Annotated in this window: 18 protein-coding genes and 2 pseudogenes; 6 read left to right on the top strand and 14 right to left on the bottom strand. The window is 45.7% G+C overall.

Annotated elements, in window-relative coordinates:
* Positions 1-78 precede the first annotated feature (78 nt).
* Positions 79-1,497, top strand: a complete 1,419-nt coding sequence (locus CS022_RS10720) for a cytochrome ubiquinol oxidase subunit I (protein ID WP_129122275.1) — start codon at positions 79-81, stop codon at positions 1,495-1,497.
* A gap of 3 nt (positions 1,498-1,500) precedes the next feature.
* Positions 1,501-2,499, top strand: coding sequence for a cytochrome d ubiquinol oxidase subunit II (gene cydB, locus CS022_RS10715; protein ID WP_129122274.1), 999 nt, complete (start codon positions 1,501-1,503; stop codon positions 2,497-2,499).
* 216 nt (positions 2,500-2,715) lie between these two features.
* Here cydB and CS022_RS10710 read toward each other — a convergent pair whose 3' ends face one another.
* The 3 genes from CS022_RS10710 to CS022_RS10700 form a co-directional block, all read right to left on the bottom strand.
* Positions 2,716-3,006, bottom strand: a complete 291-nt coding sequence (locus CS022_RS10710) for a hypothetical protein (RefSeq protein ID WP_129122273.1) — start codon at positions 3,004-3,006, stop codon at positions 2,716-2,718.
* Positions 3,003-3,662 (bottom strand): hypothetical protein, encoded by a 660-nt coding sequence (locus CS022_RS10705; protein WP_129122272.1) that lies wholly within the window; start codon positions 3,660-3,662, stop codon positions 3,003-3,005. The genes CS022_RS10710 and CS022_RS10705 overlap by 4 nt, the downstream gene beginning before the upstream one ends.
* 104 nt (positions 3,663-3,766) lie before the next feature.
* Positions 3,767-3,949 carry a hypothetical protein gene (locus tag CS022_RS10700; RefSeq protein WP_129122271.1) on the bottom strand — a complete coding sequence of 61 codons (183 nt, stop codon included), beginning with the start codon at positions 3,947-3,949 and terminating at the stop codon, positions 3,767-3,769.
* A 146-nt stretch (positions 3,950-4,095) separates the two neighbouring features.
* Between CS022_RS10700 and CS022_RS10695 the strand changes: the two genes are divergently transcribed.
* From CS022_RS10695 to CS022_RS10675, 4 genes and pseudogenes are all read left to right on the top strand, one after another.
* Complete coding sequence (locus CS022_RS10695) at positions 4,096-4,809, top strand: SGNH/GDSL hydrolase family protein (RefSeq protein ID WP_129122270.1); 714 nt, start codon at positions 4,096-4,098, stop codon at positions 4,807-4,809.
* A 137-nt stretch (positions 4,810-4,946) separates the two neighbouring features.
* Positions 4,947-5,452: pseudogene (locus CS022_RS26270) on the top strand (LysE family translocator).
* 41 nt (positions 5,453-5,493) lie between these two features.
* Complete coding sequence (locus tag CS022_RS10680) at positions 5,494-5,907, top strand: lysozyme inhibitor LprI family protein (RefSeq protein WP_129122267.1); 414 nt, start codon at positions 5,494-5,496, stop codon at positions 5,905-5,907.
* Between the two features lie 26 nt (positions 5,908-5,933).
* Positions 5,934-6,668 carry a pteridine reductase gene (locus CS022_RS10675; RefSeq protein ID WP_129122266.1) on the top strand — a complete coding sequence of 245 codons (735 nt, stop codon included), beginning with the start codon at positions 5,934-5,936 and terminating at the stop codon, positions 6,666-6,668.
* Positions 6,669-6,719: 51 nt separating this feature from the next.
* Here CS022_RS10675 and CS022_RS10670 read toward each other — a convergent pair whose 3' ends face one another.
* From CS022_RS10670 to cyoA, 11 genes and pseudogenes are all read right to left on the bottom strand, one after another.
* Positions 6,720-7,529: an RDD family protein gene (locus CS022_RS10670; protein ID WP_129122265.1), complete on the bottom strand. Its 810-nt coding sequence runs from the start codon at positions 7,527-7,529 to the stop codon at positions 6,720-6,722.
* A 190-nt stretch (positions 7,530-7,719) separates the two neighbouring features.
* Positions 7,720-8,049 carry a hypothetical protein gene (locus tag CS022_RS10665; protein WP_235869437.1) on the bottom strand — a complete coding sequence of 110 codons (330 nt, stop codon included), beginning with the start codon at positions 8,047-8,049 and terminating at the stop codon, positions 7,720-7,722.
* Between the two features lie 17 nt (positions 8,050-8,066).
* Complete coding sequence (locus tag CS022_RS26265) at positions 8,067-8,216, bottom strand: hypothetical protein (RefSeq protein WP_235869430.1); 150 nt, start codon at positions 8,214-8,216, stop codon at positions 8,067-8,069.
* Positions 8,217-8,230: 14 nt separating this feature from the next.
* Positions 8,231-8,533 (bottom strand): copper chaperone PCu(A)C, encoded by a 303-nt coding sequence (locus tag CS022_RS26260; RefSeq protein WP_235869423.1) that lies wholly within the window; start codon positions 8,531-8,533, stop codon positions 8,231-8,233.
* A gap of 17 nt (positions 8,534-8,550) precedes the next feature.
* Positions 8,551-8,727 (bottom strand): hypothetical protein, encoded by a 177-nt coding sequence (locus CS022_RS26255; protein ID WP_235869421.1) that lies wholly within the window; start codon positions 8,725-8,727, stop codon positions 8,551-8,553.
* Positions 8,728-8,746: 19 nt separating this feature from the next.
* Entirely contained in the window at positions 8,747-9,367 is a 621-nt protein-coding gene (locus CS022_RS10655) for an SCO family protein (RefSeq protein WP_129122264.1), read from the bottom strand.
* Positions 9,367-10,281, bottom strand: coding sequence for a heme o synthase (gene cyoE / locus CS022_RS10650; protein ID WP_129122263.1), 915 nt, complete (start codon positions 10,279-10,281; stop codon positions 9,367-9,369). Before cyoE ends, CS022_RS10655 begins: the two co-directional genes overlap by 1 nt.
* A 12-nt stretch (positions 10,282-10,293) precedes the next feature.
* On the bottom strand, positions 10,294-10,632 hold the full coding sequence (cyoD, locus tag CS022_RS10645; RefSeq protein ID WP_129122262.1) for a cytochrome o ubiquinol oxidase subunit IV: 339 nt from the start codon (positions 10,630-10,632) through the stop codon (positions 10,294-10,296).
* Positions 10,632-11,275: pseudogene (gene cyoC, locus CS022_RS10640) on the bottom strand (cytochrome o ubiquinol oxidase subunit III). The gene cyoD and the pseudogene cyoC overlap by 1 nt, the downstream one beginning before the upstream one ends.
* Before the next feature lie 16 nt (positions 11,276-11,291).
* Positions 11,292-13,331 (bottom strand): cytochrome o ubiquinol oxidase subunit I, encoded by a 2,040-nt coding sequence (gene cyoB / locus CS022_RS10635; protein WP_235869471.1) that lies wholly within the window; start codon positions 13,329-13,331, stop codon positions 11,292-11,294.
* A gap of 28 nt (positions 13,332-13,359) precedes the next feature.
* Entirely contained in the window at positions 13,360-14,247 is an 888-nt protein-coding gene (cyoA, locus tag CS022_RS10630) for a ubiquinol oxidase subunit II (protein WP_129122260.1), read from the bottom strand.
* Positions 14,248-14,962 lie beyond the last annotated feature (715 nt).

Here is a 14,962-nt window from a genome sequence, read left to right as displayed (position 1 = left end):
AAGTACGACATTTTGGTGATCGTGTGACTATCCTTTAACGTTAATAACAAGGTTATCGATACAAGGGTGGGACGAGGTATGAGCGAACTCGCTGTAGACCTAGCCAGGATCCAATTTGCATTCACGGTATCTTTTCACATTATCTTTCCGGCGTTTTCTATCGGGCTCGCCAGCTATATCACTGTTCTCGAAGCGCTTCATTTAAAAACCCGTGATCACAAGTATTTGGAGCTGTCTAAATATTGGACAAAAATTTTCGCCGTCGCGTTCGGTATGGGCGTGGTGAGCGGCATCGTAATGAGCTATCAGTTCGGCACAAACTGGGGCGTCTTTTCTGACAAAACAGGCCCTGTGCTCGGGCCCCTCATGGGCTACGAGGTGCTGACAGCGTTTTTCCTTGAGGCCGGATTTTTGGGCATCATGCTGTTCGGGCGACAGAGAGTCGGTGAAAGGCTCCACTTCTTCGCCACAGCTGTTGTTGCATTCGGTACTTTGCTTTCTGCAACGTGGATATTGTCAGTCAACAGTTGGATGCAGACGCCTGCGGGTTTTGAAATCGATGAAATGGGCAGGTTTATCGTCGTTGACTGGTTCGAGGTTGTGTTTAACCCGTCCTTCCCATATCGGCTTGTTCACATGGTGCTTGCGGCTTACCTGACAACGGCTTTTGTAGTCGGCGGTGTCGGTGCTTACCACCTTCTCAAAGCTCCTCACAACTCGCTTGCAAAAGTGAGCCTGTCGATGGCGATGTGGATGGCAGTACTTGTCACTCCATTGCAAATCATCGCAGGTGACGTACATGGTTTGAATACCCTCGAACATCAACCAGTTAAAGTCGCTGCAATGGAAGGGCATTTTGAGACTCAGAAAGGTGCCCCTCTGATCCTATTTGGAATTCCAAATGAAGAGACCGAAACGGTCGACTACAAAGTGGCTATTCCGAAGTTGGGCAGCATAATTTTGACTCATGACATCGACGGTGAAATAAAAGGGTTAGACGCAGTACCCAAAGAAGAACGGCCCCCGGTTGCCATCGTATTTTGGAGCTTTCGGATTATGGTTGCCATTGGGTTTCTGATGCTGTTTATGGGGTTGGTAAGTCTGTGGCTCAGGCGGAAAAAAACGTTATACGAAACTCGATGGTTTTTGAAGCTATGTACGCTTTGCTCTCCTATCGGTTTTATTGCATTGCTCTCGGGATGGGTCACTACGGAAGTGGGTCGACAGCCCTACACCGTATATGGACTTTTGAAGACATCGGAGTCCGTGTCGCCTATCGAAGCACCAGCCGTTGCGGCTTCATTAACTGCCTTCGTCGTGGTGTATGTCTTGATATTCGGTGCCGGCATTTATTACATCCTAAAACTAATGAAAAAATCGCCGTCCAAGTATGAACAAGACTTTGAAGGCCGAATCATAACTCGCGTCTCTCCCAGCGAGGCATCAACACTGACAGCAAATCCACTGAAACCATCTCCTACGAAAGGTGAGGGGTAAATTATGGACTACGCGCTAATTTGGGCCGGGCTGATCGCTTTTGCTGTTTTGGCTTATGTGATTCTTGATGGGTTTGATTTAGGTGTAGGGATACTTTTCCCGACATTGAACGATCACGATAAAGATTCGGCAATGAACTCCATCGCGCCTATTTGGGATGGCAACGAAACATGGCTGGTTTTGGGTGGTGGTGGCCTTTTTGCGGTATTCCCTTTGGCCTACGCCATAGTGATGCCGGCCGTTTATGCGCCCATTATTGCGATGCTGCTTGGTCTTATATTCCGTGGTGTCGCGTTTGAATATCGCTACCGGACAAAGCAAGGTCGGTTTCTTTGGGATTGGTCCTTCTTTGGTGGTTCACTGATGGCCACCTTCTCGCAGGGATTAATCCTTGGCACGTTGCTTCAGGGTATCGAAGTAGACGGTAGACAATATGCGGGGGGATGGTTTGACTGGCTGTCACCTTTTACCGTTTTTTGCGGGATTGCGGTAACATTCGGGTACACTTTGCTGGGCGGTTGTTGGCTGTTAGTGAAAACAACCGGGCAACTTGAACAAATGCTTTATGCGAAATGTAAGAGGCTGACTCTTTGGTTCTTGGGCACTATTGGTGTGGTGAGTGTCTGGCTTCCCATCATGTCAGAACCTATTGCTCAGCGCTGGTTTGCCTTCCCAAATTCGTTGCTCTTTTTCGTCATACCGGCGGTTTCTGCCGCTTGCGCTTACCAACTATGGCATTCGTTAAACAAGCAAAAACCTCTTCGAGCGTACTGTTGTACGCTGGGGTTATACCTAATGGCTTTTGCTGGTTTCGCTATCAGTGTTTTTCCGTATTTGGTACCCAGAGAAATCACCTTATGGGAAGCAGCTGCGCCCGATAACAGCCTGAAATTCCTTCTCGCTGGTGCAGTCATTCTGTTACCGATGATCATCGCCTATACCGCATATTCGTACTGGGTGTTCCGGGGCAAAGTCAGCTCAGATGAAGGGTACCACGAATGACAACGATGAAAATGAAACCTTGGATGTGGTTTGTTCTTCTTTGGGTTGGTGGGGTTGTCGCCTTTAGCAGCTTAGGTTACGCCTTCCGTTGGTTTTTCTTTTCTTTGATGCAGATAAGCTAGCGAAGTTGCTGTCCTCTGTAACAATCAATAAGCCCGCGAGAATCGTGGGCTTGTCGTTTCCGGGTTACTTAATTGAGGGTTATTTTACTTCGGGTTAGGGCGTTGTTGGGCTTGGCTTGAGTTCCGGCTCTCTTTGATAAAGGACAGTGAAAAGAGAAAAGCCGAGAATAGCAACGGTAGTATCAATACCCACGGATACAAGAATTGGTCCCTCTGTTGTTTGGGTACTCCAAAATACGCCTCCTAATACAGGGCCAAGAATTGCGCCCATGCTGCTCACTACAGATAATGCCCCAAGTCCATTCTCAACACGGTTTGGTGAGAGTTCAGAAACTAACTTAATCAGCAAGATTCCGACTGAGACAATGATGGTCGAATCAATCATGAACAGTAGCTGACTTGCCAAAGTGAATCGGTCTGAACCAAAAGCCAGCTGGAGGCTGCTCCCAAACCGCCGAAGACCGCGAAGAAACGGGCAGGTTGCATGTTATCAACCAGTTTGCCCAGTTTTTCTGCGAATAAGAGTGACAACATCGCTCCCGGTACGTATGCAAGGGACAATTGTGAAATATCAGTAATGTTTAGCTTTTCTAATAAGTGCATTTCGAGGAAAGGAGCGACCATTGAGCCGGAGGTGTGGCCCAATAGTACGAGCGCCAGCAAACCTGTGAGCAAAAGATTACCAACGTTTTTCTGTTTGCCCTGAACTGGTGTAGTTAACTGTTTGGTTTTGCCAGCGAGTGGCACTGATGGTGACATAGCTAATCGGCCGAATACTGCCGCCAGGCCGCTTGATACAGCAAACAGAATAAGCCCCGCAACTTGAGCGCTTTGAGGAAGAGCCAGATCATGACCGGCACCCATCAGGGTAAACGCCATGGTAGATCCTGCCATTTGGCTTATACCAATCCATTTAAAGCATCGACCAATCAACCGACCTTTATCACTGTCTCTCGCATTATCCGTAATCTCAGTTTCCCAGCAAAGAGTAAAAAGTGCTGAGCTGGCGCCAAGCACAATCAATGCAATTGCGATGGGCATCAACTCCTTACTTAAAATACCGAAAAACAAGGTCACATAAGCAAGACATTTAATAGCAGATGCTATTGATATAATATTTTTTCGGCTGAGGATTTTACTGAATATCAAGACAAAGCCAGCAGATGCGGAGCTGCGCCGACTGCTTGAAGACAAAAAACAAGGCCAAGTTGCCAACCGGATAAATTGAACTGTTGATGCATGACAACGGGAATGATGAAGTTAGCGAAGAATAGTCCCGGGGAATCGAGAAAGATTGCCGTGAGTAGTTTTTTGTTTGATTGCGTCATTTCTCTAACTCAGCGTTGGTTGATTTAATAGCTATGCTATCGGCTCATACGTCACTGAATGTTATGTTGCGATGAACGGGCATATGTTTCGATGAACGGTTCAATATCAAATTGAATGAATTTACTTTTTTTTAAAAGGGAACACCATGCGCGCATTTTTGTTAAATACACTGCAGCTTTGTTTATTGCCGCTACTGCCAGTGATCATTCATCAGGGTAAACGAGTAAAGAAGGACACGATCCGTTTGCCGGAAGCGTCTGGCAGCAGGACGATTGGAAATAGAGGTGACGTTTCAATACTTCATATTGGCGAAAGTACTGTCGCTGGTGTAGGTGTTGAAGATATTAATGATGGATTGACTGCCAATATTGTTAAATCTCTTGAGACTGAGGGGAATATTGAGGCAAAAGCGTACATTGTCGGACAGAACGGTTCGAAGATTTCTGACATACTGCGATTGCCGATGGTTGATGAACGGATAGATGTGTTGGTCATCACCTTGGGTGTGAACGACACCGTTGGTTTGACACCCGAGAAAAAATGGCGATTCCGGATTGACCAATGTGTAGAAAAATTTGGCAGGTCTCCCGCGCGTATTTTTATCACTGAAGTACCGGACATGACGAAATTCCCTGCTTTGCCTGCACCATTAAGTTGGTTCCTCGGGGTGAGAGCTAAGATGTTGAACCTTGTACTTAAGGATCTATGTCAACAGAAAGGCTGGTACTTTATCAGCTCAAATACGCCTATCACAACAGATTGGATGGCGATTGACGGATACCACCCTAATGGAAAAGGTTACCAAGCTTGGGGAGCCGCAGTCGGTGAGATCATCGGTAAAGAACTATCAAACAGGTAGAAAGACATTCTTTCTTCCAACACGACATCAACAAGGAGTGAAAAGTGACACTTAGCCTATGGTTTCTCTATGTGATCACATTTGGCGCAGCAATCGCATTGCCTGGCGCTAATGCGGCATATGCGATTGCTCAGGGAATGACAAACGGCGTGCGTGGAGGACTGATGGCAGCCTCCGGGTTTGCGCTGGCAACAGCCTTAAATCAGGGAATTGTGCTGGCAGGCCTCGGATTACTATTATCCAGCCATATGGATATTTTGATTTACCTTAAATGGGCCGGTGTGGCTTACATGCTTGTCTTAGCTACAAGGCATGGAGTGCGAAACCTTCAACTGAGCAGCAGGCTGAATCGATTAGTCGTGCAAGGATCTTCTTTACTGCCATTCTGGTGTCGCTATCTAACCCTAAGGTGATACTGGTAAATATGATGCTGCTTCCCGTTTATATTTCTGCCGACAAACCCCTGGCGACACAGGCGGTAACGATACTCTGTACGGGCGCTTTTATCTCATTTAGTGTCTACGCCAGCTATGCTTTCTTTGCGTCTAAGTTTATTACTCGGTTGAAATCGAAGGCAGCGAATAGTGTCGTTGCATCTATTTATGCCTCAGCGGCTGGTGCATTGGCCATGGTCAATCGGTGAGTCAACGTCGATTTTATTGCAAATGGTGTGGGGAAGTGAGCTTGAAAAATAATTACGTTGCGTTGTTCTCGTTTTTTATTTGTTTTCACGTGTACGCGGGTGAAACTTCTATTGATTGTGACAAGGCGATCTCGACTTATGACTTGGGTCAATGCGCACTCAAGGAAGTGGAGCAAGCAGAGCAACAACTTGAGAAGTATTTGGCTGAAGCTCTGGTCTTCAACCAAGAGGATAAAGAGTTAGTCGCAAGTATTAAAGTCGCGCAGGAAAAATGGCAGGTGTATGCGAAATCTCATTGTGATTCTGTATACACCCAATATCGACAAGGCTCTATTCGCGGAATGATGGCATTAGATTGCAAGAAAATGCTGATTAAGCGAAGAACTCATGATATTTGGTCTAATTTCCTCACTTATATGGATAGTTCACCTCCTGTTTTGCCTGAGCCAAAGTAACCAAATTATTCAAGGACGATTCAAGGATGAATCAAGATAAAGTTGTATTGGTCACGGGTGCTGCTCGTCGCCTCGGAAAAGTGATTACTGAGACATTTCATCAGGCCGGATTTAAGGTTGTTATTCATTGCCGTAGCTCATTAGAGGAAGGCAAGAGCTTAGCAGCTGCATTGAATGCTCAACGCGAAAACTCTGCGGTTGTTGTTCAGGCAAATTTGAACATAGATGACGATGTAAAGCGCTTAGCCGTTGAAAGTATCAGCAACTGGGGCCGTCTAGACTGCCTTGTAAATAGCGCGTCGATGTTCTATCCAACCCCTGTCGACTCTGCGACCTCAGAAGATTGGGATGTACTGTTTGACAGTAACCTTAAAGCACCTTATTTCCTCATTCAGGCTTGTGTTGCTGCATTGCGCGACTCAGGCGGCAGCATCATTAACATTGCTGATATTTATGCTGATCGTCCGTTAAACGAACATAGCCTGTATTGCATGGCAAAAGCTGCTAATGTGATGATGACGAAATCACTGGCCGTCGAGCTTGGGCCTGAAATTAGAGTGAATGGTATTGCCCCCGGTGCGATCTTGTGGCCAGAGAATGGCATGGATCAGGCAGAAAAAGAGAACATCCTCAATACAGTACCACTAGCAAGAAAGGGTACAGCTGAGGACATTGCAAGTGCGATACTTGATTTACAATCCAGCCGTTATATCACAGGCCAGATCATTGCTGTTGATGGCGGTAGAAGTCTGTCTTGGTAAGTGGATGCGCGTTCGGTAGCGGAGAGAAGGCTTTCCCTCCGCTTAATATTCTTATTCTGCTCTGACAACCACAGTCCCCGCTATGTAATCATGCAGGCCTCGTCGCTTTCTGTTGAAAAGTGGAAGCAGATATTTGGCTATATACAAACCAAGCAATAGAATTGATATTCCTATGTGGAATGACTGCCATACGGGAGAGTCGAGTAAGAGTGAATCCATTGGCCTCTGAACATCTATATTAACAAGCGCAACCAATGATGTTGTGACGAAAATAAATCCTGAAAATATATCTATGCTTGAGCGTCGAATTGACTGGGTCATAGAAATTTTCTTTTCGGTTTTTAAGTCAACAACGATGACGTTAAGGGCCATTTTTCCCAGTGTTTGTCCGAACTTGTGATGCATTAAAATGAAGTAAAGCAAGGGAATGAGGGCATTAATCAAATACTGAACGCTAAGTACAATCCAATATTCTGACATTAATTTTTGTTGACTTAGCGACGCGGCCTCAACTTTCTGCTGAAATTCGAGGACAGACTCCTGTGAAAGTGTGGCTGGTGGGCTTATGTCAGGTTGAGATGAAAGAGCACCAGGCAACATAATTGCACTTATTACCCACGTAACGAGCGAAAGTAGAATAACGTCCAATATTAGAGCAAAAAATCGTCGCCAGAAATTTTTAAATTTCGCTCTATCTAGCTCTGCCAATTCCTTTTCTACGACCTCTGTATTTTCAAGGCGTGCCTCAATGGCTTGCTCAAGTGCCTTAAGGCGGTCTGGGTATTCCTCGCCATCAATGTTATTTTTGGCGTCGAGCAACTCATCGAGGGAGTAATTGGCATAGTTGGGTGTTGGCATCATAAAGAGGGTACTTCTATTGTCTTACTTGCATGGTTCTGGAGATTTTTACTGTACCATTCTTTCGCGAGGCAACAGGTTTAGAGTGGTTGATTTGGGAACCGTTTTACGAAATCCTCCATCCAAAACGCTGGAGTCCTAATATAAAAAAAGCACTCTAAAGAGTGCTTTTAACGTAAAAGTCATACTGCCATCAGTTACTGATAACCTGCCTTGTCGTGACCAAACAGTACTTTTTAAATTGATCGGTGAGAAAGGCTTGCTTCCCTTCAATACGCTTACTTTTTAGCACGTACGTATGGTCGTTCAGCTTGCCCTGAAAATCCCACTTACTGAAGGCTTCGTGGCGTGCGTCGGCACAGGCGGTTTGTAACACATAACTCTCCGTGACAGAGGTGTCACATCCGCCGTTAATGTTTTTCACGCCATGGAAGGTGACGTGGCTGTCTCGGTCTCTGTAGCTGGTCACAGCCAGTGCGTTGAACAAATGAATATCATCAGATTTGTCGACGTAAGGCAGCATTCGGTGCGGGTTTTTTTTCAGTGTCGCTGAGGCGAGATCCCTGAGCTCTGCAGAGCAGGCACATCCTGACTCTCAAGAATGCTGTCCATGGATGTCTTAGCTTGCGCTGGAGTAACCAACACGGGCGCGGCAAATAAACAACCTAACAGAAAAGCTGATGATTTCATCGTTGCACCTCTAATCAATGTTTGTTCATTGGCATAACGGTAAGCAGAGTATCAAACTCTTTGCCGTTGTCAGCAATTAGAGTGACTTTGATAACCTGACCCGGTTCAAACGCGTCCTTAATGCCCATAAACATCAGGTGATAGCTGTGCTGCTTCAGCTCAACGGTTTCTTTCGGTGCGATTTCCAAGGCATCAATTTTTCGCATGGCCATTTTGCTGTCGCGCATGAACATACGATGAATTTCAGTGTGCTTAGCGACGGAAGATTTAGCGTTGACCAATCGAATGGTTTCGTCCGAGTCATTCGTGATCTTCATGTAGCCAGCGCTGACTTTTACACCGGGAATCGTGCTTTCGCCCTTGCACCTTCAACGGTCAGAGCATTATTGAAGGTCTGCACTTCCTGATAGGTTTGTGCTTCGGCAGGCGCTGATTCATGGTCACTACATGCATTCGCAACAGGTTGAAAAGCGGCCAGTGCTAACGCGAGAATTAATGCGGTCTTTTTCATAAATCTATTTCCAGAGTGTTTACTTCTTGGCGAGTCTGTTACCCAGAACTCGCTCTATCCCTGCTGCAAGCTCGATTGGTGTTGTGGTGTGGCTCATCGCATCAACCAACTTTCCTTCTGGGTTGATGATGTAGAAGCGAGAAGCATGGTCAACGGTATAGCTGAGCTCGGAAGACTCCATGTCCACGAGATCAAAATAGACACCATACTGGTCTGTCAGCGCTTTAATTTCTTCTTCTGTGCCTGTGAGACCTTGAATGCGTTTGTCGAAATATTTGGCAAATTTATTCAATGATTCTAAGTCGTCACGACCCGGATCAACACTGATGAAGAAGCCTTGAACGTTTTCATATTCTTCTGCTGGCAATAGTGAGAAAGCAGCAGACATAACGCTCATTGAAGAAGGACAAACCTCGGCGCAGTTGAGGAAACCGAAGTACAAAACAACGGTTTGGCCCTTGTATTGCTCAAGGCTCACAGTACCGTTAAGGCTATTTAACTGAAATTCACCGCCAAGGTCTTTAAGCTGCTTTTGCTTTTCGCCGATTGGGGTAGTGGTGTTGTACACATAGAGAGCGAGGATGCCTACGAGGGCGAGTGCTCCAATAAGGAGCACGATTTTAACAGGATTTTTAGTCATTAACTTTGCTCCATCAGGGCTGCCATAATCGCATTCGCCTGATAGCTGTCTGTCATGTTTCCAGATGAAAAGTCGAGAGAAATAAGTAAGCAGAACACCATGATGTTAGCGATTGAGCAAAGCAACATTTGCTTGCCCCATTGCGCATCTGGCACTTTTTGATAGCCGACTTTAGCAATGTATAACCAGTGAAGGCTGACAAGGCCAATGCCCAGTGCATACCAGCTACCTGCATAGCCTAGATAATTAAGGGCGAGTGCTGCAACCGCAAACGCAATGATGTAAGCAATGATATGTAAACGGGCACGTGCTACACCGATTTCGACCGGCAGTACGGGGATAGATGCCGCCTTATAATCATCAAATCGATAAATGGCGATGGCATAGGAATGCGGAAGCTGCCAGATACAGAAGGTGATAAACAGAATTGCAGCGCCAGCATCAAACTGACCGGTTACAGCGCAATAACCAATGACCGGAGGGCATGCACCAGACAGACCACCGATCAGGGTACCGTACACTGACTTACGTTTATAGTGGAGGCTATATAGGCCAACGTAGACAACAAAACCCAGCACGCCAAATTGGAATGCAATAGTTGAGGTAAATTGGCTAAGTAGGTAAAAGCCTGTAAGACCCAACAACGAAGCCCAAATAAGAGCGTTCGAGACAGGGATAACATTTTTCACCAGCTCCCGTTCACAAGTACGCTTCATTAGACGGTCGATATCTCTATCGATGACATTGTTGAAAACGCACCCAGAGGCAACGATAAGACTAGTACCTGCGCAAACAGCAAGAAGTAACAGCCAGTCAATGTTGCCTTGTGAAGCCAGAAGCACACCACCGATGGCGGCAACTAAGTTGCCGCCGATAATACCGGGTTTGGTGAGTTTAAGATAAGGTTTAAACATCTAATAACCCAATCAGTGCCCCATCAGCATGTTGTGGTTTAGGTGGTCCATAATCCACAGGGAGCCGACGAGAATAATAGCCACAATAACCACCACAAAGACTGCGGAAGAGGTATTCCACATTTGCTCTGATGAGGTGTTCATGTGCAGGAAGTACACAAGCTGAACCAGAATCTGTGCGACTGCGAAAATCATAATCACACCGACGATAAGCTGTTTAGAGCCAATCTCAGCCATTACCATGGCAAATGGCACCATGGTAAGAACGATTGAGAAAATAAGACCCTGAACGTACTCTTTTACGCTGCCGTGAGCCTGTCCGCCTTGGCCGTGTTCTGATGAATTAGCCATTACATTACTCCCATCAAGTAGACAACACTGAATACACAGATCCAGATAACGTCAAGGAAGTGCCAGAATAAGCTCAGGCAAGCCAGACGTGTTTTGTTGTCTTCAGAAAAACCATCACGCTTGAAGTGAACGAACAATACGATCATCCAAATCAGACCGGCAAAAACGTGCAAGCCGTGTGTCGCAACCAATGCGTAGAACGACGACCAGTATGCGCTGCTGTGGAACGTTGCGCCTTCATGCTAAAGTGCCAGAACTCGTAAAGCTCCATCACAAGGAACGAGAAGCCCAGGGCAAAGGTAATGCCCAGCCACTTAAACATACCTTGCATGTCTTCTTTGTTCGCTTTCAGCATTGCCATGCCGAAGGTGAAACTACTCAGAAGAAGCAGGGCAGTTTCACCTGCCACGAAGGTCAGGTTAAAGAGTTCTTTCGGCTCAATAAGGCCTGCAAAGCTGTTTGAGTAAACGGCATATACTGCGAACAGTGTACCAAACAACAAACAGTCACTCAGGATGTAAATCCAGAATCCGAAGATAGTATCGCCAGCGTAGTCATGATGGTCATGATCATCGTGATCATGACCGCCGTGTGACTGAGCAGCAACATTCGGGTCAAATGTATTTTTTACTTCTGTAGTCATAACTGCTCTCAGTCCCTTATGCCATTGAATCTGCAGGTTTCAGGTCAGAAGGTTTAGAATCGTCTTCTTCGCTGGTAATCGGCTGCTTGCCATGGACACGTGCAAGGTGTGCACGTTCAATGGCTTCAACCTCAGACACTTCAACGTAGTAGTCTTTGCTGCGTTCGAAGCTGTAAGCAATCCAAGATGCCAGCATAGCGACAGCACTGACGATAACCATCCACCAGATATGCCAAACAAAACCAAAGCCTAGAGACAGTGAGAATGCACTGATTACAACGCCAGCCCACGTGTTTTTAGGCATGTGAATACGCTTGTAACGCTCAGGCGCTTTGTATGCTTCACCTTTTTCTTTCATGTAGTGGTGTTCATCACGGTCATGAATTTTCGGCAAAGTAGCGAAGTTATAGAAAGCTGGTGGTGAAGAGGTAGACCACTCAAGAGTACGGCCATCCCATGGGTCACCAGTAACATCTTCGTTCAGCTTACGGTCACGGATACTGACGTAAACTTGATAGAACTGAGTCGCAATACCTGCTGCAATGATCATTACACCTACAGCAGCAATCCACAGCAGTGGTGCCCACTCTGGGTTATCAGCAACGTTCAGGCGACGGGTCATACCGTTAAAGCCAAGCACGTAAATTGGCATGAAGGTAACGAAGAAACCTACGGTCCACAGCACACATGCAATCTTGCCGTACTTCTCGTTTAACTTGAAGCCAGTTGCTTTCGGGAACCAGTAGGTGAAACCAGCGAAGTAACCAAACAGTGCACCACCGATGATAACGTTGTGGAAGTGCGCAATAACAAACAGACTGTTGTGAAGTACGAAGTTTGCTGCAGGTATCGCCAACATCACGCCCGTCATACCACCAATAGTGAAGGTGATGAGGAACGCGATGGTCCACCACATGCTTGAAGTAAATTCAACGCGGCCTTTGTACATGGTGAACAGCCAGTTGAAAATCTTAACGCCGGTCGGTATCGAGATGATCATCGTGGCAATACCAAAGAAGGCATTCACACTCGCTCCTGCACCCATAGTGAAGAAGTGGTGTAGCCATACAATGAACGACAGAACCATGATAACCGCTGTTGCCCATACCAAAGAGGTATAACCAAACAGTCGCTTGCGCGAGAAGGTTGCTGTGATTTCAGAGAAAATACCAAACGCTGGCAGGATGAGGATATATACCTCAGGGTGGCCCCACGCCCAGATCAGGTTGACGTACATCATCATGTTGCCACCCATGTCTGAGGTAAAGAAATGGGTGCCGATGTAACGGTCAAGCGTCAGAAGCGTTAACGTCACTGTTAAGATTGGGAATGCCAGAACAATCAGGGCGTTCGCACACAGTGATGTCCAAGTGAATACAGGCATTTGCATCAGTGTCATGCCAGGTGCACGCATGCGAATGATGGTAACCACGAAGTTAACACCCGTCAGCAAGGTACCGATACCTGAAATCTGAAGTGCCCAGAGCCAATAATCGACGCCGACCCATGGGCTGTATTCCATGCCTGAAAGCGGCGGATACGCTAACCAACCTGTCGCAGCGAATTCGCCAATGAACAGTGACATGTTGATCAGGATTGCACCAACAACGAACAGCCAGAAACTCAACGAGTTCAAGAAGGGGAAGGCTACGTCGCGGGCACCGATTTGAAGTGGGACAATCACGTTCATCAAGCCAACCACAAATGGCATGGCGACGAAGAAAATCATGATCACACCATGCGCAGAGAATACCTGGTCATAGTGTTCCGGTGGTAGATAACCGACCCCATCAATCGTTGCAGCAGCTTGTTGTGTACGCATCATAAATGCGTCAGCGAAGCCACGGAAAAGCATTACCGCCGCAACGATAATGTACATGATACCGATTTTCTTGTGGTCAACAGACGTGAACCAATTATCCCAAAGGTACTTCCACTTACCATGGTAAGTGATGGCACCAACGAGGCCCAGGCCTCCGAGGATTGCTGCCAGCATAACTGGCAGAATTACTGGGTCGGTGTAAGGAATTACATCCCAGTTTAATTTGCCGAAAATCGGATCAGGATCGGCGTACACGTCACCTTTATAGGCCATTTTGGACTCCCGCGTGTTTCTCAATAATATCTTTGAATCGGAGTGGATCGACGGAAGCAAAGTAAGTCACAGGGTGAGGTGTTTTGATCTGTTCTTTGGCATTTGCCTCTAGAACGTCATAACTGCCGTCGTTCAACACCTTATCTGATGCCTTCACTTTCTGAACCCACTGGTCGAATCCAGCGTCATCAACTGCGTGAGCTTTAAACTTCATGTTAGTGAAGCCGAAACCGCTGTAGTTGGCAGAGATGCCACGGTATTCGCCTTGCTCTTCAGCCATTAGATAAAGTCTGTTTTCCATTCCAGCCATTGCATAGACCTGGCTACCAAGCTGCGGAATGAAGAAAGAGTTCATGGTGGTGTCTGAAGTGACGAGGAATTCAACCGGACGGTTTACTGGGAGAGTCACCTCATTAACTGTCGCTATTTGTTGTTCTGGATAAATGAAAAGCCACTTCCAGTTCATTGCAACAACCTGAATAGTCAACGGCTTTTGCTCAGATGCGATTTCTTTGCGCGGGTCTAGAGAGTATGAGGTTTCATAAGTTATCCAACCCAATGCAAGAATAATCAAGCACGGAACTGTCCACACGATCACTTCGATTTTGGTGGAGTGTTCCCAATTTGGCTTATACTCGGCATCTTTGTTGCTATGGCGATACTTATAAGGAAAGTACACGGACATCAGCAAAACAGGGACGATGATAATGGCCATCAAAAGAACAGACGTAATGATCAGTGAAGATTGAGCCTCACCGATCGGTCCTTTTGAGTCGAACAGAACCATATTGCTACTGGTAAACAGAATCACTAAAAGTGCTATGGGAAGCACTGCAAGAAGAGTAAATGCAACTTTCTTGCTACGTTTTATTTTCATTTTTCCTCCCTGATTCCGAATTACTTTCATTGATTCCAGTAATAAAAATCAGAAGACTTTTCCAAAAAGAAAAATATTTGTTAAACGAATGTTAAATAAATTATCATTTAACTCTATTTTTGTTAATTTAAGTTATATTGTTAGAAATTCAAAAGTGACGACGTTCCTTCTACGAATAAGTGGATGGAAATTGCACACATTTTAGACGCACACAAAAAGTTGTGTAAATCTTGCGATTACCTTTTGTTACCAAATAATGATTGGTAGGTCGATTTCTCAGTAGCTACTACGTAGCACTTCCCATTATTGATCTTTTCTGTATGTCTTTAAAGCGTGCTTTAATATCAGTATGCCTAAAGTTTGAAGAGTTTCATAAAAAATGAACCGAAGTTACATTTTCAAAGGCTACGCGTTTCAAGAAGGTTCATTACTATGGTGGCAGTACTATTTGAAGACATTCCACAAGATTGATAGCGATGAGTACACTTAAAGCTTTTTCAATTTAAGCCTTTAATATCAATAATTTATTGTGAATGCAAGGCTTGTTCCTCGGTCTTATCATCATCAGGCGACGAAATCAAATACGGAGCATGCTGGCAGCTAACGGTTAGCTAGAAAATAATACATTCCATCTAAAAATTTACGCTTAAACACTATTGAGTGTTACTTGATATATCAAAGAAAATAGTCTTCTTTTAAACATAAATAACTGCCG

The sequence above is a fragment of the Veronia nyctiphanis genome (genome assembly GCF_004116385.1).
In the GTDB taxonomy this organism is placed as follows: domain Bacteria; phylum Pseudomonadota; class Gammaproteobacteria; order Enterobacterales; family Vibrionaceae; genus Veronia; species Veronia nyctiphanis.
Note: the sequence above shows the minus strand (reverse complement) of the source record. Positions and strands in the feature narration are given on the sequence as shown.